Below are 21,635 nucleotides of genomic sequence, written 5' to 3'. Positions count from 1 at the left end.
CGGCTGATCCGATCGGATCAGAAGCGACGCGTGATCAGCGCGCGCTTCACTTCCTGGATCGCCTTCGTGACCTCGATACCGCGCGGGCAGGCGTCCGTGCAGTTGAAGGTCGTGCGGCAGCGCCAGACGCCGTCCTTGTCGTTGAGGATCTCCAGGCGCTGCTCGCCCGCCTCGTCACGGCTGTCGAAGATGAAGCGGTGGGCGTTCACGATCGCGGCCGGACCGAAGTACTGGCCGTCGTTCCAGAACACCGGGCAGGACGAGGTGCAGGCGGCGCAGAGGATGCACTTCGTGGTGTCGTCGAAGCGCTCGCGGTCCTCGGCCGACTGGAGACGCTCACGCGTGGGCTCGTTCGTGTCCTTCGTGATGAGGAAGGGCATGACGTCGCGGTACGCCTGGAAGAACGGCTCCATGTCCACGACGAGGTCCTTGAGGACCGTGAGGCCCTTGATGGGCTCGACCGTGATCGGCTTCTCGGGGTTGATGTCCTTGATCAGGGTCTTGCAGGCAAGACGGTTCTTGCCGTTGATCCGCATCGCGTCCGAGCCGCAGATGCCGTGCGCGCACGAGCGGCGGAAGGTGAGGGTGCCGTCGACGTCCCACTTGATCTTGTGGAGGCCGTCGAGGACACGCTCCTTCGGGTCGATCTCCAGCTGGAAGTCTTCCCACGTCGACTCCGCCGAGACCTCCGGGTTGAACCGGCGGACCCGGAAGGTGACGGTGATGTAGGGGGACGCCGCGGCCTCCGCCTCCACCTTGTCCAGAACAGGGGTAGCCATCAGTACTTACGCTCCATCGGCTGGTAGCGGGTCTGGACGACCGGCTTGTAGTCGAGACGGACGGATTCCGCGCCGTCGGCGCCGACCTCGCGGTACGCCATCGTGTGACGCATGAAGTTGACGTCGTCGCGGTTCGGGTAGTCCTCGCGGTAGTGACCACCGCGGGACTCCTTGCGGGCGAGGGCCGACACCGCCATGACCTCGGCCAGTTCGAGCAGGTTGCCCAGCTCGATCGCCTCGAGGAGGTCCGTGTTGAAACGCTTGCCCTTGTCCTGGATCGCCACGTTCCGGTAGCGCTCCCGGAGCTCGGCGATCTTCTCGACCGCCGTCTTGATCGTCTGCTCGGTGCGGAACACCATGACGTTCGCGTCCATGGTCTCCTGCAGCTCGCGGCGGATCTCGGCCACCCGCTCGTTGCCGGTGGAGTTGCGCAGCCGCTCGATCTGCTCGACGACGAAGGCCTCCGGGTTCTCCGGCAGCTCGACGAAGTCGGCCTTGTGGGAGTACTCCGCGGCGGCGATGCCCGCGCGGCGGCCGAACACGTTGATGTCCAGCAGCGAGTTGGTGCCCAGGCGGTTGGCGCCGTGGACCGACACGCAGGCGACCTCGCCGGCCGCGTACAGGCCCGGGACGACCGTCGTGTTGTCCGCCAGGACCTCACCCTCGACGTTGGTCGGGATGCCGCCCATCGCGTAGTGGGCCGTCGGCTGGATCGGGATCGGGTCCGTGTAGGGCTCGATGCCGAGGTAGGTACGCGCGAACTCCGTGATGTCCGGGAGCTTCGCGTCCAGCTGCTCCGGCGGGAGGTGCGTGAGGTCCAGGTAGACGTGGTCGCCCTCGGGACCGCAGCCGCGGCCCTCGCGGATCTCCGTGTAGATGGAGCGGGAGACGACGTCACGGGACGCGAGGTCCTTCATGACCGGCGCGTACTTCTCCATGAAGCGCTCGCCGTCCTTGTTGCGGAGGATGCCGCCCTCACCACGGGCGCCCTCCGTCAGCAGGATGCCCATGCGCCAGATGCCGGTCGGGTGGAACTGGAAGAACTCCATGTCCTCCAGCGGCAGACCGCGGCGGTAGACGGCGGCCTGGCCGTCACCGGTCAGCGTGTGCGCGTTGGACGTCACCTTGAAGAACTTGCCGGTGCCGCCGGAGGCGTAGATGACGGCCTTCGCCTGGAAGATGTGGATCTCGCCGGTCGCCAGCTCGTAGGCGACGACACCGGCGGACTTCTTGATGCCGTCTTCCTCGGTGATCAGCTGGTCCAGGACGTAGAACTCGTTGAAGAACTCCACGCCCTCCTTGACGCAGTTCTGGTACAGCGTCTGGAGGATCATGTGGCCGGTGCGGTCGGCCGCGTAGCAGGAGCGGCGGACCGGGGCCTCGCCGTGGTTCCGGCTGTGACCGCCGAAGCGGCGCTGGTCGATCGTCCCGTTGGGCGTCCGGTTGAACGGCAGGCCCATCTTCTCCAGGTCGAGGACGGCGTCGATGGCCTCCTTCGCCAGGATCTCGGCGGCGTCCTGGTCGACCAGGTAGTCACCGCCCTTGACCGTGTCGAAGGTGTGCCACTCCCAGTTGTCCTCCTCCACGTTGGCGAGCGCGGCGGCCATGCCGCCCTGCGCGGCGCCCGTGTGGGAGCGGGTCGGGTAGAGCTTGGTCAGGACCGCGGTGCGGCTGCGCTTCGTCGACTCGATGGCGGCGCGCATACCGGCGCCGCCGGCGCCGACGATGACGGTGTCGTACTTGTGGATCTTCATGATTCTCGCAGCCCCGTGCCTAGCGGATGTTCGGGTCGAAGGTGAAGATCACCAGCGTGCCCAGCAGGATGGTGAACACCGTGGCGGTGTAGAGCAGGCCCTTGAGCCACAGCCGGCTGTTGGGCCGCTCCGCGTAGTCGTTGATGACAGTGCGCAGGCCGTTGCTCCCGTGCAGCATCGCGAGCCACAGCATCAGCAGGTCCCAGACCTGCCAGAACGGGGACGCCCAGCGGCCGGCCACGAAGGCGAAGCCGACCTTGGTGACGCCGTTGTCCAGGACGAGCTGGATCAGCAGGTGGCCGATGACGAGGACGACCAGCACGACGCCGGACAGGCGCATGAACAGCCAGGCCGCCATCTCGAAGTTGCCCCGGGTGGACTTCGGGGTCTTCTTGGTCCGCTTGCGCGGCGCCTCGATGAGCGGGGCCGGGTTGTCGACGGAGTAGACGGGGGCGCCCTCGACGGGGCCGACTCCGGTGGTGATTTCAGTCGTGGACATGGGCGTCAGCTCCCGAACAGAACACGAGCGGCGTGGCCGAGGATGGGGTAGACCGCCCCGGCCATGAGCACGACCCAGATACCGACGGCTGCCCAGAGCATCTGCTTCTGGTAGCGCGGGCCCTTCGACCAGAAGTCGACGGCGATGATGCGCAGGCCGTTGAGTGCGTGGAAGAGGACGGCTGCGGTGAGGCCGTATTCCATCGCCGAGATGATCGGCGTCTTGTACGTGGCTACGACCCTGTCGTAGTCCTCGGGGCTGACACGGACGAGAGCGGTGTCCAGCACGTGGACGAACAGGTAGAAGAAAATGAGGACGCCGGTGACTCGGTGAGCCACCCAGGACCACATTCCTTCCCGGCCGCGGTACAGCGTTCCAGCCGGCACGAAAGAACCCTCCGGGAGCGGGGACTAGGGCCGCGCCGGCTTCACTGTCGGTCGGGCCCGGCCGGATCTGGTCCACCGGCCCTCAGCATCGTAGCCATGCGCCGTGCCGTGCTTTACGGGGGGCCTACCTTGTGTGATCAAAATGGCACCGGATGGGGTAGCGGACGGGCCGCCACGGGGGTGGGGGCCGCTGCTATTTGCCGGATGCTGGTGCTTTTGGGTTGCTCGCGCCCGGAGCCGCCGAGGGATGCAACAACCCCGCGCCCGTCAGGCAGGTCGCCAGCCTGTTTCTGGCCAGGCGCCGCAGTTCGTCCCAGGCCACCACCCGCTCGTCCTCCGGATCGTTCGTCAACCGTGACCGGATGCCTTCGAGGTTGCGGTCGATGGCCTCGTCCGGGTGGGTGTCGCCCAGATAGATGACGAACGCGTGTCCGAATCTGGCTTCGTAGGCCGCGTGGGCCGCGCTCAGGGCCATGTGGGCCGCTGAATACGTGCCTTCCGGCAGCTCGGGCAGGGACTCGCCCGCCAGGGCCTCGGCCAGGTCGCCTGGGGTCAGGTCGTATGCCGCCTCGTCCGCCGCGGCCAGGAGGGAGTCCAGGTCGGGGTAGGGGCGGTGGTCGGCGACCCGGCGTGCCCAGCGAAGGCTGCGCAGGCAGTGGAGGAGGAGCGCGCGGGCCTCGTCGGCGTGGGCGGCGTTGAAGGCGTCCAGCGGGTGGGGAAGAGAGGGGAGACGGTGGGCGGGCAGCGTGGGTCCTCGAGTCACATGTGGTGTGGCGGGGAATGCTGTGAAAGGCGTGTCTTCACGTTATCGAGAGTGGTCACAGTGTGTCCGACGGATGCCCGAATTTCACTCGAACGGGAGAGTTTCGGAAGGTCTCGATGACGAACGACGCGGCAAGTGGTCGTACGTTGGCTGGGTGAGCCAGCACCGGCGCCGTCCTTCGGCGCAGCAGGTCAAACGTAAGCGGGCGGTGGTTGCCGCCGCGTTCGCCGGGACCGTCGCGCTCGGGGTGGGCGTCGGCGTGTGGGCCTCGGCGGACGGGGGCGGAGGCAAGCCGGAGAACGGGCCGTCCGAGGCCTCGTCGGAACGGGCGAGCGTCGGCGAGGCCGACACGGGTGCGACCCCCAGCGCCAGTCCCACGCCCAGCCGGGCCTACCCGCTGTCCCGCGCGCCGCGCACGATACCCGCGGTGCGCTCCCACACCCCGGCGCGCGGCCCCGGCTGGCAGCCCGGCAAGGGGCGGCGCGTGGTGGTGAGCGACGCCGAGCTGGCCGACGAGGGGCGGCTCATAGCCGGGGAGCTGGGGCTGACGTACGCGGGCGAGAACGATGACGTACGGGCGGGGGACGTACGGCTCGCGCTCGGCGGGGGCGGGAACCAGGAGTCGTACACGATGACCGTGCGCGGCGGGCGGGTCGACATCAGCGGGCCCGGTGCCGCGGGGGTCTTCTACGGCACCCGCACCCTCAAGCAGGAGGTCCACGGCGGGGGTACGGCGCCGGAGGGGGTCGTGCGGGACGAGCCCGCCAAGCAGGTGCGCGGGTTCAACCTGGACATCGCGCGCAAGCCGTACACCGAGTCCTGGATCGAGGACCGGATACGCGAGCTGGGGGACCTGAAGTTCAACCAGCTGGGGCTGCACTTCTCCGACGACCAGGCCTTCCGGATCGAGTCCAGCACCCACCCCGAGATCGTCTCCGAGGACCATCTGACCAAGGCACAGGTCAAGCGGATCGTGGACCTGGCGAACAGCCGGCACATCACCGTCGTCCCGGAGATCGACTCGCCGGGACACCTGGGCGCGGTCCTCGCCGCCCACCCCGACCTGCAACTGCGCAACGTGAGCGGGGTCGCCACCCGCGGCGCGATCGACATCTCCAAGCCCGCCTCCGCGCAGCTCATCGACCAGCTCCTGAACGAGTACGCGGGCCTGTTCACCGGCAGCCAGTGGCACCTCGGCGGCGACGAGTACCAGGCGCTGACCGTGGCGAACCCGCAGGCCTCCTATCCGCAACTGGCCGCCGCCGCCCGGACGAAGTACGGCTCCGGCGGCACGGTCGCCGACCTCGCCACCGGCTGGCTCAACGACCGCGCGGACGCCGTCCGCGCCCACGACAGGACGATGCGGGCCTGGAACGACGGCTTCTTCCGCAGCACCTCCGTGCAGCCCGCCAAGGACCTCCAGGTCGCCTACTGGACCGGCAAGGAGTACGGCGCCCGGCCGCCGGCGGAGTATCTGGGCGCGGGCCGGGAGCTCATCAACTACAACGACGAGTACCTCTACTACGTCCTCGGGCAGCCGCAGACCTTCGTGTATCCGACGGGGCAGCGGATCTACCAGCAGTGGAACCCGCGGGTGGTGCGCGGGACGGCCGCCGTGCCGGCACGCTACGACGGGCAGATCCTCGGCGGCTTCTTCGCCGTCTGGAGCGACCGGCCGTACGCCCAGACCCAGGACCAGGTCGCCGCCGGCATCCGCATGCCGCTGCGGGCCACCGTGCAGAAGCTGTGGGATCCGGGCGCCCCGCCGCTCACCTGGTCCGACTTCAGGAAGCTGGCGGACCGGCTGGGTTGAGGTCCCACCCGGATTCGAGTGCCGGATTCGAGTGGACGTGCGAGGCGCGCGAACCGTATCTTCCGGTGTTCGTCACCGCGCGGACCCGGTTCAACGGACCCGGCTCTGGGGAGAGCCGCGCGCTTCCACGTCGTTTCGGGGGGACCCCTTCATGATCTGTGCCCGCTGCCGGCAGTTCGCCGCCGTTCCCGGGGGCACCCTGTGCGCCCAGTGCGCCGTGACCGCCCCGCCGGTGATGCCCGCCGCGCCGTTCGTGCCCGGCGCCGTCGTGCGCTCTCCGGTCGGGCTCGGCCGGGCCGCCGCCGTGCTGCTCGGCGTGGTCATCGCCGCCGACCTGTTCGCCGTCGTGGCCGACACGCTGGAGATGAACGTCGCCGGGGACCTCGCCGACGGGGTCACCGGTGCCGATGTGATCCACCGGGCCGACCACGCCGACGCGCTCTACAACGCCTCCGGCGTCGTCCAGGTCCTCGCCCTGCTGGCGACGATGACCGTGTACCTGTGCTGGTTCTGGCGGGTGCGGGTCAACGCCGAGGTGTTCAACCCCGGCGGGCACAGCAGGTCGCGGGGCTGGACGATCGGCGGCTGGTTCTGCCCGGTCGTGAACCTGTGGTTCCCGCGCCGGATCATCCTCGACATCTGGGACTCCAGCGCCGCCTGGGCCGAGCGCCCCGGCCATGGGCTGGTGAACTCCTGGTGGACGGTGTGGATCATCTCGCTGTTCGCCGGCCGGGCCGCCGACACGCAGTACCGGCACGCCGACGGCGCGGCCGAACTGCACGACGCCGCCCGCATGATGCTGTTCTCCGACGTGGTCGACAGCGTGGCCGCCGTGCTCGCCATCCTGGTCGTTCTCAAGCTCACAAAGATGCAGCACAGCAAGGCTCTGGCGGGCCCCGTCCCGGTCTCGGTCCTTGGCTGACTTTGGCTGAAAACCCGTCACTGTGACAATCCCGCGCCGTTGCACGCAGTTAGGGGAAGTGCGGGCTCCGTATCGGTCGGTGCCCCGGCTAGGGAGGCTTTTCATGAGCCTGTTGGAACGGATCGCACAGGCCGACGAACGCGGGCTCGCCGCCGGCGGACTGGCTTGTTTGGATCGGTGCGTGCCTCTGCTCGGCGGCGACGACGAGGCACTGCGCCCGCTGTGGACGCACCTCGCCGACGGCTCCGACTGGGCCGGAAGCCTGGAGAAGGCGCGCGCCGCGCTCGACCCGGGCAACGCGGGTGGGGCGGGCGAGGAGGCCGCGGAGGACGAGGCCGGGCTGCTCGCCCGCCGCATGCTGGAGGCCGCCCCGGCCGAGCGCACCGCCGACGCGCTGCGGGAGTGGGCGGACGCCTGCTCCGTCGCCTCCCTGCGCATCCACCGGCTGCTCGACCCCGCCGTCGACGAAACCACCCCGGAGGACGACGTGGAGGCCGAGCGGGCCGGCGGCCCCGAGAGCGCGTCCCCGTTGGTCGCCGCCGAGCTGCGGCGCCAGATCCTCGTCCTGGAACTCCTCGCCGAACACGGCAAGCAGGGCCTGCGCCGCGCCCTGGACGTCTCGGTCGAGGGCCGACGGGTGCTGAGGGCGGTGGTCTCCCGCCGGGCCCGCAGCGGAGTCAAACCTGGTTGCTGAGAGGGTCCTGTGCCTGTCGTGCGGTGGAGCTGAGGCGGTCCTGCGCCGGTTGCCGAAACGAAGCGGAACCGAGTGACGAATGCCCTGCCCAGGCCGCTCTTCCCTATGTGACAGCCCAGTACCTGACAGCACAGCAGGAGACGACCAGGCCGAACGCCGCGACGAAGCCCGTGCGATGGGCGGCGGACGCGGTGGCCACCATGCGCGAGGGCGCGCGGGTGCGGCTCGACTACTCGGCACAGAGCCTGTGGCGGGTGGACCGGATGATCGAGGAGATACGGCGCGAGGATCCGCCGTACGCGGCGGTCGAGAACGTGCTGCGCGGCTTCGGTGCCTACGCCGGCGAGGTGATCGTCCGCCAGAGCGGCGCCGAGTGGTGGTCCACCGGCGGCGACCACTGGATCCGTACGCCCGACGGCCGGCTCTGGGACCCCATCGACGAGGCCCGGCGCTGCTACGACGGCAACGGCTCGCTGCGCCTGCTGTGCCGGGACGCGACCGCCTCGGAGTGAACGGCCGTGCGCACGGGGTGCCTCGGATACATGCCTTGGACGGAGGGCGTGCCGTTCCTTGGTGCGAAGGGGCTGTTCATCCCGGTTCGTCTCGGCGCTCGCTGTTCCCCTGGTCGTTGATGTATAACCGGGCCTTCATCGAACCCCCGTCCCAGCCGAAGGGTCATGTCGTGCTGCCCGGAACCGGAAATCCCCTCTGTTCGAGTGGGCGTCGTGCCGTCGGTGTCGTGTTGGTCGTCGCCACCGCCGTGGTCGTGGGGGTGTCCGGGTGCTCCCCGCACGGCGGCAAGAGGAAGGCTGCTGGGCGGCACGGTTCGTCGAAGGCGGCGCAGGCCCATCCGGAGGCCGCCGGCACGTCGCATTCCACCACCGCGCCCGCCCCGGCGAAGCCTGAGACCGCCGCGCAGTTCGTCGCCCGTGCCCGGCAGGCCGTGAGCGCCGAGAAGGGGTGGACGTTTGCGCTGTGGGGGAGTGAGTCCGCCGTCCTGCAGGGGCAGGCGCCCTCCTCCGCCACGTACGCCGCGACCGTGCACCGCACCACCGAACCCGCCGCGCTCCAGCAGACCGGCACGATCACCACGAGCAAGGGGGAGCGCAAGGCCGAGGTGGTGTACGTCGTCGGTGGGACCGGTTACGTGAAGGAGGGTGCCGCGGGGTGGAAGCAGGGGCCGTTGTCCCAGACCGACATCGCCAATGACGTTGAGGATCCTGTGGCCGAGCTGGATGCCTTCGCGTCGTACGCCAAGAGTGCGACGGTCAGTCGTACGGGGGCGGGCGGCGGCGGGGTCGTACGGCTTCAAGTCGCCGCTTCCGGATGGCAGTTGTCGGCTGCCCGTGATCGGCCCGCGCTCAAGCGAGCTGTGCGGGAAGTCGAGCCCACGCTGGCCCAGTTGCGCAAGGCGGGGGTGACCGCGACCGATGGTCAGATCACGCTGAAGAGTTCCACGGAGACGTGGGAACTGGATGCCGGACATGGGTACCGGCCCGCAGCGCATCGCTACGCGTTCACCTTCCTCGTGCCCTATCAGGGCGGAGACATCACGGTCAGTCAGGAGGTACGGGCGGACAACCGTGGCGTGTTCCGTGGGCGCGTGGCCTTGCCTTCCGGTGTGGGGTGATGTGTGCGACTCGCGGCAGGGCTGGAAGGTTGTACGTCTGCTGTGACTTTCCTGTGTGTTTCTTGACATGCCTGTAAGCCGTGATGTTGGAGACGTTGCTTCCGCTTGGTGGACGGGGGGACGGGGGCCCTGGTCCCCCCTGAACCGGGCGAGAGGGGAACCGTCTCATGGGTGGGGTGGACACGCGGCCGTCCGCCGGGGCGATGCGGGCATGCGCGGCGGCGTTCGTCGCGCGGGCCACCGTCCGCAACCGGCTGCCGTTGGACTACTCCGAGCGCAGCCTGCGTGTCGTCGACTTTCTGATCGACGGGTTACGCAAGGGCGGGGGTGACGAGGAACGGGCGCAGGGCGTGCTCTTCGGGCTCGGGGCGTACGTCGGTGAGGTGCTCGTGCGCCGTGCGGGGGCGGTGTGGGTGGACTTCGACGCCGAGCAGCGGGCGTACTTCGGGCAGCCGGTGGGGGTACGCATGCCGGACGAGAGGGTGTGGAACCCGCTGGGCAAGGTGCTCAATCGCTTCGAACTCGGTGGCCCGGAGGAGTCGTTGCAGATCTTCTGGCTGACGCTGCACGGGCGACGGGCGCGGCGGGAGGCCGGCTGAGGGGGCGCTCTGGTGTCCCGCCGGCGTCCGGCTGGCGGTTTGCAGCAAATGCCTGGTTTGGCACTTCGGTCGCCCTCGCCGCTGCCGCTGTTGTATAACCGGCCCTCGTTCTGGCCGGCCGCCGCACCTCTCGGCCGTGCCTTCTTGTCCTGCTTCCCATCGAAGGGGATCTTCGTGCTGACCACTTTCCGCGCCCGTGTCCGTACGGGCTCCGTCGTCGCCCCCGCCGTCGTCGGACTCCTGCTGCTGGCGGCGGCCCAGCCCGCGTCCGCCGCCGCCCCCCACGTCCCCCAGCGCTTCCCCGTCCCCGCCACCCCCGGCGACGCCACCCAGCTCATCACCGTGAAGGCGAGCGGGTCGTACGCCACCGTCACCGCCTGGACCAAGCAGGCCCGGGGCTGGAAGTCGCAGTTCACCACGACGGCCGGGCGGGTCGGGGCCAACGGTGTCACCGACGGGGCCACGCGGCAGCAGGGGACGTACACCACGCCCTCCGGGACCTACACCATCACCGAGGGCTTCGGCGTCTCGGCGGGCGGGACGAGCATGCCGTACCACGTCGTCAACAGCACCGACTGGTGGGTGGAGGACCCCCAGTCCAAGTACTACAACTCGATGCACAGTTCGGTCGGCGCCGACTTCCCGCTCACCGAGGCCGGTGACCGGGGCAGCGAGCACCTGATCAACTACCCCGTCCAGTACGCCAAGGCGCTCGTCATCAACTTCAACCGGTGGCCCGCCGTGCCCGGTCGAGGCGCCGGGATCTTCCTGCACGTCAACGGCAGCGGTGCGACGGCCGGTTGTGTGTCCGTGCCGCGCCCCGCCATGGACCGGATCATGGCCTGGATCCAGCCCGGCGCCCACCCGCGCATCGCCATCGGCTGACCCACACACATGACATGCGGGCTGCGACACCGGCGGCTGTGACACTTCTGTGAGCCGTGACGCTGATGTCCCTGGGGGACGGGGGACACGGGAAGTCGTGTCGCACACTGCGGATTCGCTGCGGGCGCGGGCGGGGGCACGGGCTCGGCATGGACGAGGACGGTTCTTGAGTCACGGAGGGGAACCCCGCCGCCGGCAGGCGTACGACGGGGAGCTGGGCGCGGCCGTCGCGCGGGCCCAGGACGGTGACGAGACCGCCTTCGCGGTGGCCTACCGGATCGTGCAGCCCGGTCTGCTGGGCTATCTGCGCGGCTTCGTCGGCGAGGACGCGGAGGACGTGGCTTCCGACGCCTGGCTGGAGATCGCCCGGGATCTGGGGCGGTTCAAGGGCGACGGTGCCGGCTTCCGCGGCTGGACCGCCACCATCGCCCGCCACCGAGCCCTGGACCATCTGCGCAAACAGCGGGTACGGCCCCGGACGGGCGCGCTCGAACAGGACGTACTGGAGCTGCCCGGACCGCACAGCACCCACGAGCAGGCCCTGGAGTCCCTCTCCACCGCCCGCGCTCTGGAGCTGGTCCGGGGGCTGCCGCGCGACCAGGCCGAGGCCGTGCTGCTCCGGGTGGTCGTCGGCCTCGACGGCCCCGCCGCCGCACGCGTCCTCGGCAAGCGCCCCGGCGCGGTCCGTACGGCGGCCCACCGGGGGCTGAAACGCCTCGCCCGGCAACTCGGCGTCCAGCGCGCGGCGGACCAAGGTGTGGACCAAGGTGTGACGGATGAGGCTCCCCGGACGCTGGGTGAGTCGACATGACCGGCGACAGCCATGAGCAGGCGCCGGAATCCAGGACGGCCATGGGCCGTGATGCATCCAGGACGGCCGAAGGCCTCGATGAGTGCACAACGGCCGAGGGCGTGATGAATGCGGGCGGGCGGCTGAGGGCCGTATGAAGTCAGATGCGGTGGCCGGTTCGGCCGGTTCGCCCGATTCGGGTGACCGGGCGGGCCGGACGATCACGGAAACAGGAACAGCAGCAGGTACGGGTACGGGTATGGGAGCTGGAACGGGCATGGGTGAACGGGAGAGCGGCGGTCGGCTGTCCGGCCTTCGCCGCGCGCACCCTCGCGGCGCCGTCTCCTCGCCGGAACCCGTCGACGCCGGCGCCGACGTGGACGCCCTGCTCGGGGAGCGCCTCGGCGCGACCCTGCGCGCGGGCGGCGCCGACCCCGAGGGCGAACAGCGGGCCGTCGCCGCGTTCCGCGCCGCCCGCGACGCCGGCGCACACCGGGCGCGTACCCGGCGCCGGGACGACTGGCGGCCCCGTGAGCCGCGCCGGCTCCGGCTCTCGCTGAAGGGCACGCTCTCGGTGGCGGTCGCGAGCCTCGCGCTGGGCGGTGTCGCCGTCGCCGCGATCGGCTCGGGCGAGTTCGGCGGGCACGGCGGCGACCCTGCGCGGGGTGCGGACCCGTCGGCGAGCGCGCCGGAGCGGACGGGCGCGGGCGCCTCCGGTGGGTCCGCCGGCCAGGGGTCCGGTGCCGCGGGGTCCGGCTCCACCCGTCCGCACCATCCGGTGACCGCCAAGGACACGCTGGCGCACTGCCGTGCCTACGAGCAGGTCGGGAGGCGGGGCAACGCCCTGGACGCCACGGCCTGGCGGCGGCTCGTCACCGCCGCGGGCGGCGAGGAGAAAGTCTCCGCCTACTGTGCCGGACAAGCCGAACAACTGGCGCGTGCGCAGGAGCGGAACCCCGATAAGAGTCGCAATGCCGGTGATGCCAGTAACACCGGTAATGACAGTAATGGCACCAATAGCAGTAACAGCAGCAGCGGCAGTAGCAGCAGCGGCGACAAGGGCGACAGCGGCAAGTCCGGCAGCAGCGGCTCCGTGACCACCGGGCAGGGCAAAGGCAGGAATTGAGGCCGTAGGACCAGGTCCTCTCGGCGCCGAGGCAACGGCCGGGGCCGCCACCCCCCACAGGAGAGGCCCCGGCCGTCGCGCGGCACGGGTCGCGCGGCGGCCCGTACTCTCTACAGCGCCGTGCGTGCCTTTTCTGTCACACCCCGTCGGCATCCGATTGCGTCACGAGTTAGTTGCATCTTCTACGGACATGGACGAGCAGCGGTTTGACGCCGTAACGTGCCTTTCGCGCCGACAGACCACGGGCGTAGAGGGAGTCAGGTGCTGGGGGACGACGCGGAGCTGACCGCCGCGGTGCGATCGGCGCAGGACGGGGACGAGACCGCGTTCCGTACTGTGTATCGCGCTGTGCACCCACGCCTGCTCGGCTACGTGCGCACGCTGGTCGGTGATCCGGACGCCGAGGACGTCGCGTCGGAGGCCTGGCTGCAGATCGCCCGCGACCTCGACCGGTTCGACGGCGACGCCGACCGCTTCCGCGGCTGGGCCGCCCGGATCGCCCGCAACCGCGCCCTGGACCACATACGCATGCGCGGGCGCCGCCCCGCGATAGGCGGCGACGAGACGGAACTGACCGGCCGGGCCGCCGAGTCCGACACCGCGGGTGAGGCCCTCGAAGCCCTCACCACCGACCGCACCCTCTCCCTCATCGCGCGGCTCCCGCAGGACCAGGCCGAGGCGGTCGTCCTGCGCGTGGTGGTGGGCCTCGACGCCAAGACCGCAGCCGAGACGCTCGGCAAGCGCGCGGGCGCCGTACGCACCGCCGCGCACCGCGGGCTGAAGCGGCTCGCGGAACTCCTGGGCGACGATCCGGAATCCGGGGGCGTGCTCGATGCTCTTCCGCCCCAGCGTGAAACGCGCCGAGGCGCGAAAACGTCTGTGACTGTGACGCATACGCGAGCACGGACGCAGAAGGACATGTGATGGCCGACGAGCACCACAAGTGGCTTAATCGTGAGACGGCCGAACGGCTGCTGCGCGGTGAGTCGCTGGAGACAGCCGTCGACGCCGCCGCCCATGAGCAGGCCGAAGCGCTCTCCGAGGCGCTCGGCGCACTGTCCGCGCAGGTGGCCCCGGCCGCCGGTGAACTCCCCGGCGAGCAGGCCGCGCTGGCCGCGTTCCGCAAGGCCCGCGAGGCCACCGAGGCCGAGCGGACCGCCGCCGCCCTGGCCGACGGCACCCCCGGCCGGCGCTCCGCCGCGACCGCGCCCGGCCTCGACGCGGGCCTGATCCGCATCGGCGCCCGGGCCCGTACCGGAATCCGCTTCGGGCGCCCGCGCTGGGCCCGTCCGGTGCGGCTGGCGCTCGCCGCGGCGGTGGCCGCGGGCACGCTCGGCGGGGTCGCCGTGGCCGCCGGGACCGGAGTGCTGCCCGTCCGGTTCGGCCACGGCCACCCGGACCCCGCCGGCACGGTCTCCACCGCGCAGAGCCCCGACGGCCCGCTCACCTCGACGTCCCCGCAGACGACTCCGGGCAGTGGCTCCGCCACCGCCTCGCCCGACGGCGGTACGAGCGGGGCGGACCGCGACGGCTCCGGCCGGACCGGCAAGACGGACAAGGGCACCGGCCGGGGCACCGGCAAGGGCGTCCCCGGCTCCGCCAACCCCTCCGGGGCCGCTGGCAACTGGTGGCACGCGGCCACCGCGGTCTGCCGTGACCTCCGGGACGGCAAGGGCCTGGACGCCCGCCACCAGCGCGCCCTGGAGGGCCTGGCGGGCGGCTCCACCCGCGTGAGCGCCTACTGCAAGGCCGTGCTGGCCGCGTCCGAGGCCGCGGCCCATGACAAGGACGGCGGCAAGGACGGCAAGGATGGCAAGGGCGGCGGCAAGGGCGGTGACGACGACAGCCACCCCGGCCGGGGCGGCAAGGGCAAGGACCGGGACGGTGGCAAGGACCGGAGCCTGAGCGGGGTCTCACCCACCCCCACGGGCACCTCCACGGCCCTCGCTCCCACCCTGCTCATGCGGAAGGGCGGCGCCTCACCGAAGCCGTCGCCGAGCGCACATCGGCTCTGGCCTGCGCTTTCTCAGATCCGTAGAAGTTTCTTCACGCAAGGTGTGACGTTTCTGGGGCCCCCTACGCAGTAATGAGTGAGCCGACTGGTCATCGGCCGTCGCACCGAGCCGGGGTTCCCCCCGTACCCGAGGCTCGTGCACATGGCGCGGGCGGGACACGTTCCCCCGGTCCCGCCCGCGCCCCGCTCTCGCCGAAGACTCTCACCGGCAGATGCTCACCAGTAGACGACGACCTTGTCGCCGACTTTCACCTGAGCGAACAGCTCCGCGATCGCCGTCTCGTCCCGGACGTTCACGCACCCGTGCGAGCCGCCCGCGTAACCGCGCGCCGCGAAGTCGTAGGAGTAGTGCACCGCCTCGCCGCCGCTGAAGAACATCGCATACGGCATCGGGGAGTGATAGAGCGTCGACACATGGTGCCGTGACTTCCAGTAGATGTGGAACACACCTTCGCGGGTCGGGGTGTACTGCGTGCCGAAGCGCACGGACACCGTCGACAGGGTCCGCCCGTCCACCATCCAGCGCAGCGTCCGGCTGGTCTTGCTGATGCACAGCACCCGTCCGGTCAGGCAGCGCGGATCGGGCGCGGCGGCCGGCTGGCCGCCCATCAGGTACAGCTCCCACTGCCCGGGCCGGTGTGTCATCGCGAGCAGCCGCTGCCAGGTGACCGTGTCCGTCTCTCCGGTCCGCGGCAGGCCGCGCTTGCCCTGGAAGCCCTGGACGGCCTGCTCGGTCAGGTCGTCGTACGCCCCCGTCGGCCCGTCGAACAGCCAGCCGATCTGCCGGAGCCGGGCCTGCAGCTCCCGCACCCCCGAGCCGCTGTCGCCGGGCGCCCACAGCACCTGGGGCGCGGGCGCGGCCGGCGACTCCCGGGCCGTACGGGCGGGACCGGCAGGGTGGTTCCCGGGGGTCCGGGCCCGCACCGGTGCCCGGGGCTTGCCGTCGGCGGCCATGGGTTGCACGGTGCAGCCGCAGAGGGCGGCGAGAGCGGCGGCCGAGGCGAGTACGGCGGCGGGTCTGCCCGTGATCCTCATACCCGGGATGCTTCCCCGCGTGACCGCCGCCGAACTACGGGGCATGGTGAGGGGAGATACAACGTACTGCGGAGGCATCCATGGCACGTGAGTCGGAGTCGGGACTGCCGATCGAGCCGGTCTACGGGCCGCAGGCTCTGGAGGGCTGGGACCCGGCCGGAAAACTGGGCGAACCTGGGACGTATCCCTACACCCGGGGCGTGTATCCCACCATGTACACCGGCCGCCCCTGGACCATGCGCCAGTACGCCGGCTTCGGCACGGCCGCCGAGTCCAACGCCCGCTACCGGCAGCTGATCGCCCACGGCACCACGGGGCTGTCCGTCGCGTTCGACCTGCCCACCCAGATGGGCCACGACTCCGACGCGCCCCTCGCGCACGGCGAGGTCGGCAAGGTGGGCGTGGCGATCGACTCGGTCGAGGACATGCGGGTGCTGTTCGACGGCATCCCGCTGGACCAGGTCTCCACGTCGATGACGATCAACGCGCCGGCCGCGCTGCTGCTCCTCCTGTACCAGCTGGTGGCGGAGGAGCAGGGGGTGCCGGCGGACCGGCTGACGGGCACGATCCAGAACGACGTGCTGAAGGAGTACATCGCCCGCGGGACGTACATCTTCCCGCCGAAGCCCTCCCTCCGGCTGACCGCGGACATCTTCAAGTACTGCACGGCCGAGATCCCGAAGTGGAACACGATCTCGATCTCCGGCTACCACATGGCGGAGGCGGGCGCGTCCCCCGCGCAGGAGATCGCGTTCACGCTCGCCGACGGCATCGAGTACGTCCGTACTGCGGTGGCGGCGGGCATGGACGTGGACGACTTCGCGCCCCGGCTGTCCTTCTTCTTCGTGGCCCGTACGACGCTGCTGGAGGAGATCGCCAAGTTCCGCGCGGCGCGCAGGATCTGGGCCCGGGTGATGCGGGAGGAGTTCGGCGCGCGCAACCCGAAGTCGCTGATGCTGCGCTTCCACACCCAGACCGCCGGGGTCCAGCTGACCGCCCAGCAGCCGGAGGTGAACCTGGTCCGGGTCGCCGTACAGGCCCTCGCGGCCGTGCTCGGCGGCACCCAGTCCCTGCACACCAACTCCTTCGACGAGGCGATCGCCCTGCCGACGGACAAGAGCGCGCGGCTCGCGCTGCGGACGCAGCAGGTGCTGGCGTACGAGACGGACGTGACGGCGACGGTGGACCCGTTCGCGGGCTCTTACGCCGTCGAGAGCCTCACGGACGAGGTGGAGCAGGCCGCGCTGGACCTGATGCGCCGGGTCCAGGACCTGGGCGGGGCGGAGGCGGCGATCGAGCAGGGCTTCCAGAAGACCGAGATCGAGCGGAACGCCTACCGCATCGCCCAGGAGACGGACTCCGGGGAGCGGGTGGTGGTCGGCGTGAACCGCTTCCAGCTCCACGAGGAGGAGCCGTACGAGCCGCTGCGGGTGGACCCGGCGATCGAGGCGCGGCAGGCGGAGCGGCTGCGGAAGCTGCGGGCCGCGCGGGACCAGGGGGCGGTGGATGCCGCCCTGGCCGCGCTCAAGAAGGCGGCGGAGGGCGAGGAGAACGTCCTGTACCCGATGAAGGAGGCGCTGCGGGCACGGGCAACCGTGGGGGAGGTGTGCAACGCGCTGCGCGAGGTGTGGGGCAGGTACGTGCCGAGCGATGCGTTCTGAGCCCGGGCCCTGAGGTTCCGGGATGTGAGCGACGGCGGCGGAGTGTCAGACCTGCGTGCGAGACTCCTTCTCATGTTCGGCGTCATCGATCTCCCCACCTATCTCGCAGGGCTCGCCCTGATCGTCCTGCTGCCCGGGCCCAACTCGCTGTACGTGCTGTCCGTGGCCGCCCGCCGCGGAGTGCGGGCCGGGTACACCGCAGCCGCGGGCGTGTGGTGCGGGGACACCGTGCTGATGACGCTGTCCGCCGCGGGCGTCGCCTCGCTGCTGAAGGCCAACGCCGTGCTGTTCGGGATCGTGAAGTACGCCGGTGCGGGGTATCTGACCTGGCTGGCGGTAGGGATGCTGCGTGCCGCCTGGCAGCTGTGGCGGACCCGGCGGGAGCAGGCCGCCGACGAGGGCGGCCCGGCCGCCGTCGCCACCGACGAGCGGCCCTTCCGGCGCGCCTTCGTCGTCAGCCTGTTCAACCCCAAGGCGATCCTGTTCTTCGTCGCCTTCTTCGTGCAGTTCGTGGACCCGGGCTACGCCTATCCGGCCCTGTCCTTCGTCGTGCTCGGCACCTTCGCGCAGCTGGCCAGCTGCCTGTACCTGAGCGCGCTGATATTCGGCGGCACCCGCCTCGCCGCCGCCTTCCGCCGCCGCAAGCGGCTGTCGGCCACGGCGACGACGGCGGCGGGCGCGCTGTTCCTCGGCTTCGCGGTGAAGCTGTCGCTGGCTGGCGCATAACTCCGGAGAAGTGCTCAGTCGATGCGGTTGGTCCAGCCCACTTCGAGGAATGTCCTGTGGCCGATCAGTTCAGTGCTGGGCTCATTTCTGGTTTCCAGGATGCGCGCGGTCTTCCGGTCAATCACGACGTATTGCGAGCTCCAGACGTGGGAGAGGCTACCGTTCTTGTCCTTGAACGTGAGTTTGACGGGCAAGGCGATCGCGGTGCCCGGGCGACCGTGACTGTCTTTGACGCTGCCCTTCAGTTTCACCCCGGGGATATCCCCAATGATCATGAAGAGCGCCGACCGCAGTTGCGGACTCGCGGGGGAATCCTCCAGCAGTTTCGTGGCCTGTTCGAACCGATCAAGCGGGCTCCTCGCGAGGCAGGGCGCCAGCACTTTCGGATCGGTGGGTAGCCGATCGAGTTCAGGCCAGGCCAGGAACCGGCGCCCCACAGTCCACCAGGTCTTGGGGGACTTGACAACTTTGCCGTCAGGGCGGCGCTCCCACATGTCGCCCGTGCGGTCGCCGTACCACGTGTTCGTGCGGGTGGTCCCTTCCAGCGTCTCGATGCGGACCTTCCAGTACCCGCCGGACGGCAACGGCGCCTGTTCCGCGGAAACTTCCGCCATCTCCTTCAGGAAAGCGGCTGTGGAGGCAGGGGAGGCCGTGGAGGCCGGTTTGCCGCCGACGTCCAGCGCCGGGTAGCTGATGGCGCCCAAGGTGACGACGGCCGCTGCGGAGGCGGCGATCAGCACCCTGCGGCGCGAGAAACGGCCTTGCCGTGCCCATGCCTTCGTAGGCTCTCTCACTCCAATAATGATCAGCTCTTCGTCCGCGTCCGGCAGAACGGCGTCGGGCACCGGGGCAGCCGCCGGCTGGGACTCGCGTTCCGCGAGGAGTGCCAGCATCTTGGGCACAATGGTGATCCTGCTAGCCGAGTTCGGTGCCACTGCTCCGGCCGCGATCAGCTCGTCGGCGCCCGGGAAGTCAAGGATCTCGTCGCGCTCGGTACGTTGTGTCATGCCGGGTCCCCAGTCATGTCGCGGGCAGCGCCGGAGCGCATGCGATTACGGGCGCGGTACAGCCGGGTGCGGGCCGTCGCTGCGGGTATGCCGACCACCGCGGCGGCCTCGCTGGGCGTCAGCTGCTCCCAGGCGACGAGGAGCAGCAGCTCACGTTCTTCGGAGGGAAGTTCGGCGAGCAGGGTGCGTAATTTGGGAGCCATCGCGGCTGCCGCGAGGCGATCGTCCACCGCTTCCCACGGGTCGTCGGCGTCGGCGGCAGACAGCACGCCGGGACGGGACGAGGTCAGTTGGCGCCAATGCGCGAACAACACGTTCCTGGCCACGCCGAAGAGCCACGCTCGTACGGACCCGCGAGCCGGGTCGAAACCGCGTCGCGCTGCATAGGCCCGAAGCCAGACCTCGGCGACCAGATCGTCGGCCGCTCCTGGCGCGCGGCGCGCGAAGTAGTCATGCAGGGCCGGCGAGTGCTGCTCCACGAGCGGAGCGAAGGCGGCTGGTTCCCGCATCGTGCGGGTCAGCCTCTCCCGGTCCTCCGGGTCCTCGGTCACGGGATCTCCGTTTCCGGACCGCCGGTCGGCGGTCTCACCCGGTACTTGCCGCGAAGGGGCGGGAGCGTTCTCGGCCTCGGCAACTGGGGGCAGGCTTGTGAGCTCGCGCGTGCTTGTCTCGCGCGTACGCGGTTTCGCAGTTACGCCCCGAGCGTTCGCGTCAAGTGAGCATGATCCGTCACTTTCGCGTACGCCGGCCACAAAGCCGGATCGTTCAATTCCGCAGCCTGTGCAGCCCTTTCACGCAGTTGACATTCGAGGCATGGGTCGCCGTTCGTTGCGAGATTGCACATGATTAACCTGCGGTTCACCGGAACGAGGGCCCGAAAGAATCCCCTCGCAGATTCCCCCATTGATCAGGTCGGACGGGCCCTGCAAATCTCAGGCCAGCCGCCGGGAATGCGGCTCGGATTCCATGAACTCGAAGGGGTTTCCCTCGTCATGTCCAAGACCACGAAGACGATCGCTCGATTCTCCACTGCGGCCGCAGCGGTCGTGTGCGCACTGACCTTCTCCGCCCCGGCCCATGCGCAGGTGGCCGGTTACAAGACCCTCCTCAACAGCAACAGTGATAAGTGCCTGGCCGTCCCCAACTCGAGCACCGCCAACGGGACCGGCCTGATCCAGTGGACCTGCACCGGTGACAGCGAGCAGCAGTGGCAGCTGGAGCCGGTCGAGGGCGGGGCCGGCGACCGCTACCTCGTCCGGAACCTGAACAGCGGCAAGTGTCTTGCGATGTCGAACTCCAGTACGGTCAACGGCACCCAAGCCATCCAGTGGACGTGCAACGGCGGCAGCGAGCAGATCTGGATTCACGACAGCATCAACCGCCTGCGGAACCTGAACAGTGACAAGTGCCTCGCGGTCGCCAACGACAGCACGGCCAACGGGGCTGAGGCCATCCAGTGGACGTGCAGCGAGAACTTTGATCAGAGGTGGATCTGGTAGCACCCGAGGCCGGGGCGGCCCGCTCTCGTGGGGCGCCCCGGCACATCCAAGGGCCTACCTTTTGGCCGCGCGGGCCTTGCGGATCGCGCGGGTGACCACCGGCGGCAGCAGGTCGATCGCCACCCGGCGGACCTGGCTGCGGCCGGGGCGGGCCGGTGGGGTCGCCACGGGCGCCGGGGCCGGTGCCTCGGTGGGTGCCGGTGCCGCTGCGGCCTCCACGTCGGCCGCCGCGTGCTTGGAGGCCGGGAAGTCCGGTGCCCGCATGCCCTTCGACTTCAGCCGGATGATGCGGTGCCCGGCGGCCTCCTGGACACTCAGGTGGCAGTCGGACCGCTCCTGCACCATCGCCAGCAGCTCCTCCTGGACCGCCTCGGCGTCGCCCCAGGTGCCGTAGAGCTTCTGGGTGCTCAGGCAGATCGGCTTCAGGCCGCGGTTGAGCACGGCCTCCCAGGCGGCTATGGACACGCCGGGCGTGTGCTCGGAGCGGAAGTCGTCGAGGATGACGATCCCGTCCCGCAGCAGCAGGTCGTGCGCGGCGCCTATGTCGCCGTACACGTGCTCGTACAGGTGTGAGGCGTCGACGTGTACGAACCGGCAGGAGCGCGGCTCCACCTCGTCGGGCACCAGCGAGCTGGGGCCCTGGAGTACGCGCGGCAGGTCGTCGTGGAAGGAGAGGTAGTTCTCCTCGAAGATGCGCCGGGTCAGCTTGCTGTACGACTTGGTCGACTCGGCGCGGTTGGCGTCGTCCGGGGCCTCACCCTCGAAGAGGTCGCACACGGTGTACTTCTCGCCAGGCTGAAGGTGGCGGCCGGTGAGGATCGCGCTCTTTCCCATGTAAACGCCGACTTCCAGCAGATCACCCCGCACCTCGGCGGTTTCCTGGCGGCTCAGGAACCAGTCGAAGAGCATCTGGTCGAGTACCGGGAACCAGCCGGGTACGTCTTCCAGATGGCGGGGCGGACGCATCGTTTCCTTGATGGTGGCCATGCGGGGTGGGGACTCCCTCGGTACGGCGTCTGTGGAACCCCTGTGGTGCGCCTGTGAAGGCAGACA

General features: G+C 70.1%; 23 protein-coding genes. 14 read left to right on the top strand and 9 right to left on the bottom strand.

What is annotated here, in order from left to right:
• Nucleotides 1-17 precede the first annotated feature (17 nt).
• From ACWD35_RS19460 to ACWD35_RS19440, 5 genes are all read right to left on the bottom strand, one after another.
• Nucleotides 18-779: a succinate dehydrogenase iron-sulfur subunit gene (locus ACWD35_RS19460; RefSeq protein WP_451352494.1), complete on the bottom strand. Its 762-nt coding sequence runs from the start codon at nucleotides 777-779 to the stop codon at nucleotides 18-20.
• On the bottom strand, nucleotides 779-2,533 hold the full coding sequence (gene sdhA / locus ACWD35_RS19455; RefSeq protein WP_451352493.1) for a succinate dehydrogenase flavoprotein subunit: 1,755 nt from the start codon (nucleotides 2,531-2,533) through the stop codon (nucleotides 779-781). The genes ACWD35_RS19460 and sdhA overlap by 1 nt, the downstream gene beginning before the upstream one ends.
• A gap of 19 nt (nucleotides 2,534-2,552) precedes the next feature.
• Nucleotides 2,553-3,032, bottom strand: coding sequence for a succinate dehydrogenase hydrophobic membrane anchor subunit (locus ACWD35_RS19450; RefSeq protein WP_451352492.1), 480 nt, complete (start codon nucleotides 3,030-3,032; stop codon nucleotides 2,553-2,555).
• 5 nt (nucleotides 3,033-3,037) lie between these two features.
• Nucleotides 3,038-3,418 carry a succinate dehydrogenase, cytochrome b556 subunit gene (sdhC, locus tag ACWD35_RS19445; RefSeq protein ID WP_451352491.1) on the bottom strand — a complete coding sequence of 127 codons (381 nt, stop codon included), beginning with the start codon at nucleotides 3,416-3,418 and terminating at the stop codon, nucleotides 3,038-3,040.
• 193 nt (nucleotides 3,419-3,611) lie between these two features.
• Nucleotides 3,612-4,181, bottom strand: coding sequence for a 2-oxo-4-hydroxy-4-carboxy-5-ureidoimidazoline decarboxylase (locus tag ACWD35_RS19440; protein WP_451352490.1), 570 nt, complete (start codon nucleotides 4,179-4,181; stop codon nucleotides 3,612-3,614).
• Between the two features lie 154 nt (nucleotides 4,182-4,335).
• On the opposite strand from ACWD35_RS19440, the gene ACWD35_RS19435 reads away from it, so the two are divergent.
• The 11 genes from ACWD35_RS19435 to ACWD35_RS19385 all read left to right on the top strand — a co-directional run bounded on the left by ACWD35_RS19435 (nucleotide 4,336) and on the right by ACWD35_RS19385 (nucleotide 14,727).
• Complete coding sequence (locus ACWD35_RS19435) at nucleotides 4,336-5,994, top strand: family 20 glycosylhydrolase (RefSeq protein WP_451352489.1); 1,659 nt, start codon at nucleotides 4,336-4,338, stop codon at nucleotides 5,992-5,994.
• A 151-nt stretch (nucleotides 5,995-6,145) separates the two neighbouring features.
• Nucleotides 6,146-6,916 carry a DUF4328 domain-containing protein gene (locus tag ACWD35_RS19430; RefSeq protein WP_451352488.1) on the top strand — a complete coding sequence of 257 codons (771 nt, stop codon included), beginning with the start codon at nucleotides 6,146-6,148 and terminating at the stop codon, nucleotides 6,914-6,916.
• Between the two features lie 103 nt (nucleotides 6,917-7,019).
• Nucleotides 7,020-7,610 carry a hypothetical protein gene (locus tag ACWD35_RS19425; protein ID WP_451352487.1) on the top strand — a complete coding sequence of 197 codons (591 nt, stop codon included), beginning with the start codon at nucleotides 7,020-7,022 and terminating at the stop codon, nucleotides 7,608-7,610.
• Nucleotides 7,611-7,717: 107 nt separating this feature from the next.
• On the top strand, nucleotides 7,718-8,122 hold the full coding sequence (locus tag ACWD35_RS19420) for a hypothetical protein (RefSeq protein ID WP_451352486.1): 405 nt from the start codon (nucleotides 7,718-7,720) through the stop codon (nucleotides 8,120-8,122).
• 227 nt (nucleotides 8,123-8,349) lie between these two features.
• Nucleotides 8,350-9,240, top strand: a complete 891-nt coding sequence (locus ACWD35_RS19415; protein ID WP_451352485.1) for a hypothetical protein — start codon at nucleotides 8,350-8,352, stop codon at nucleotides 9,238-9,240.
• A gap of 167 nt (nucleotides 9,241-9,407) precedes the next feature.
• Nucleotides 9,408-9,839 carry a hypothetical protein gene (locus ACWD35_RS19410; protein WP_451352484.1) on the top strand — a complete coding sequence of 144 codons (432 nt, stop codon included), beginning with the start codon at nucleotides 9,408-9,410 and terminating at the stop codon, nucleotides 9,837-9,839.
• A gap of 174 nt (nucleotides 9,840-10,013) precedes the next feature.
• Entirely contained in the window at nucleotides 10,014-10,724 is a 711-nt protein-coding gene (locus ACWD35_RS19405) for a L,D-transpeptidase family protein (RefSeq protein ID WP_451352483.1), read from the top strand.
• A 166-nt stretch (nucleotides 10,725-10,890) separates the two neighbouring features.
• Nucleotides 10,891-11,535 carry an RNA polymerase sigma factor gene (locus tag ACWD35_RS19400; RefSeq protein WP_451352482.1) on the top strand — a complete coding sequence of 215 codons (645 nt, stop codon included), beginning with the start codon at nucleotides 10,891-10,893 and terminating at the stop codon, nucleotides 11,533-11,535.
• Between the two features lie 256 nt (nucleotides 11,536-11,791).
• On the top strand, nucleotides 11,792-12,640 hold the full coding sequence (locus ACWD35_RS19395) for a hypothetical protein (protein WP_451352481.1): 849 nt from the start codon (nucleotides 11,792-11,794) through the stop codon (nucleotides 12,638-12,640).
• 261 nt (nucleotides 12,641-12,901) lie between these two features.
• Nucleotides 12,902-13,564, top strand: a complete 663-nt coding sequence (locus ACWD35_RS19390; RefSeq protein WP_451352480.1) for an RNA polymerase sigma factor — start codon at nucleotides 12,902-12,904, stop codon at nucleotides 13,562-13,564.
• A complete protein-coding gene (locus tag ACWD35_RS19385) occupies nucleotides 13,564-14,727 on the top strand; it encodes a hypothetical protein (RefSeq protein WP_451352479.1) in 1,164 nt (387 codons plus the stop codon). Before ACWD35_RS19390 ends, ACWD35_RS19385 begins: the two co-directional genes overlap by 1 nt.
• 143 nt (nucleotides 14,728-14,870) lie before the next feature.
• On the opposite strand, the gene ACWD35_RS19380 is transcribed toward ACWD35_RS19385, so the two are convergent.
• Nucleotides 14,871-15,689, bottom strand: a complete 819-nt coding sequence (locus tag ACWD35_RS19380; protein ID WP_451352478.1) for a L,D-transpeptidase family protein — start codon at nucleotides 15,687-15,689, stop codon at nucleotides 14,871-14,873.
• Nucleotides 15,690-15,769: 80 nt separating this feature from the next.
• Between ACWD35_RS19380 and ACWD35_RS19375 the strand changes: the two genes are divergently transcribed.
• Nucleotides 15,770-17,350 (top strand): acyl-CoA mutase large subunit family protein, encoded by a 1,581-nt coding sequence (locus ACWD35_RS19375; RefSeq protein ID WP_451352477.1) that lies wholly within the window; start codon nucleotides 15,770-15,772, stop codon nucleotides 17,348-17,350.
• A 72-nt stretch (nucleotides 17,351-17,422) separates the two neighbouring features.
• Nucleotides 17,423-18,076 (top strand): leucine efflux protein LeuE, encoded by a 654-nt coding sequence (leuE, locus tag ACWD35_RS19370; protein ID WP_451352476.1) that lies wholly within the window; start codon nucleotides 17,423-17,425, stop codon nucleotides 18,074-18,076.
• A gap of 14 nt (nucleotides 18,077-18,090) precedes the next feature.
• On the opposite strand, the gene ACWD35_RS19365 is transcribed toward leuE, so the two are convergent.
• Both ACWD35_RS19365 and ACWD35_RS19360 read right to left on the bottom strand, forming a co-directional pair.
• Nucleotides 18,091-19,083: a hypothetical protein gene (locus ACWD35_RS19365; protein ID WP_451352475.1), complete on the bottom strand. Its 993-nt coding sequence runs from the start codon at nucleotides 19,081-19,083 to the stop codon at nucleotides 18,091-18,093.
• A complete protein-coding gene (locus ACWD35_RS19360) occupies nucleotides 19,080-19,634 on the bottom strand; it encodes an RNA polymerase sigma factor (protein WP_451352474.1) in 555 nt (184 codons plus the stop codon). Before ACWD35_RS19360 ends, ACWD35_RS19365 begins: the two co-directional genes overlap by 4 nt.
• Nucleotides 19,635-20,075: 441 nt before the next feature.
• Here ACWD35_RS19360 and ACWD35_RS19355 point away from each other — a divergent pair, with 441 nt between their 5' ends.
• The gene (locus ACWD35_RS19355) at nucleotides 20,076-20,582 is read left to right on the top strand and encodes an RICIN domain-containing protein (RefSeq protein ID WP_451352473.1); all 507 of its coding nucleotides are present in this window, start codon (nucleotides 20,076-20,078) and stop codon (nucleotides 20,580-20,582) included.
• Nucleotides 20,583-20,636: 54 nt separating this feature from the next.
• Here ACWD35_RS19355 and ACWD35_RS19350 read toward each other — a convergent pair whose 3' ends face one another.
• Nucleotides 20,637-21,569 (bottom strand): class I SAM-dependent methyltransferase, encoded by a 933-nt coding sequence (locus ACWD35_RS19350; protein WP_451352472.1) that lies wholly within the window; start codon nucleotides 21,567-21,569, stop codon nucleotides 20,637-20,639.
• Nucleotides 21,570-21,635: the final 66 nt, after the last annotated feature.

The organism is Streptomyces sp. NPDC002671 (genome assembly GCF_053592475.1).
Note: the sequence above shows the minus strand (reverse complement) of the source record. Positions and strands in the feature narration are given on the sequence as shown.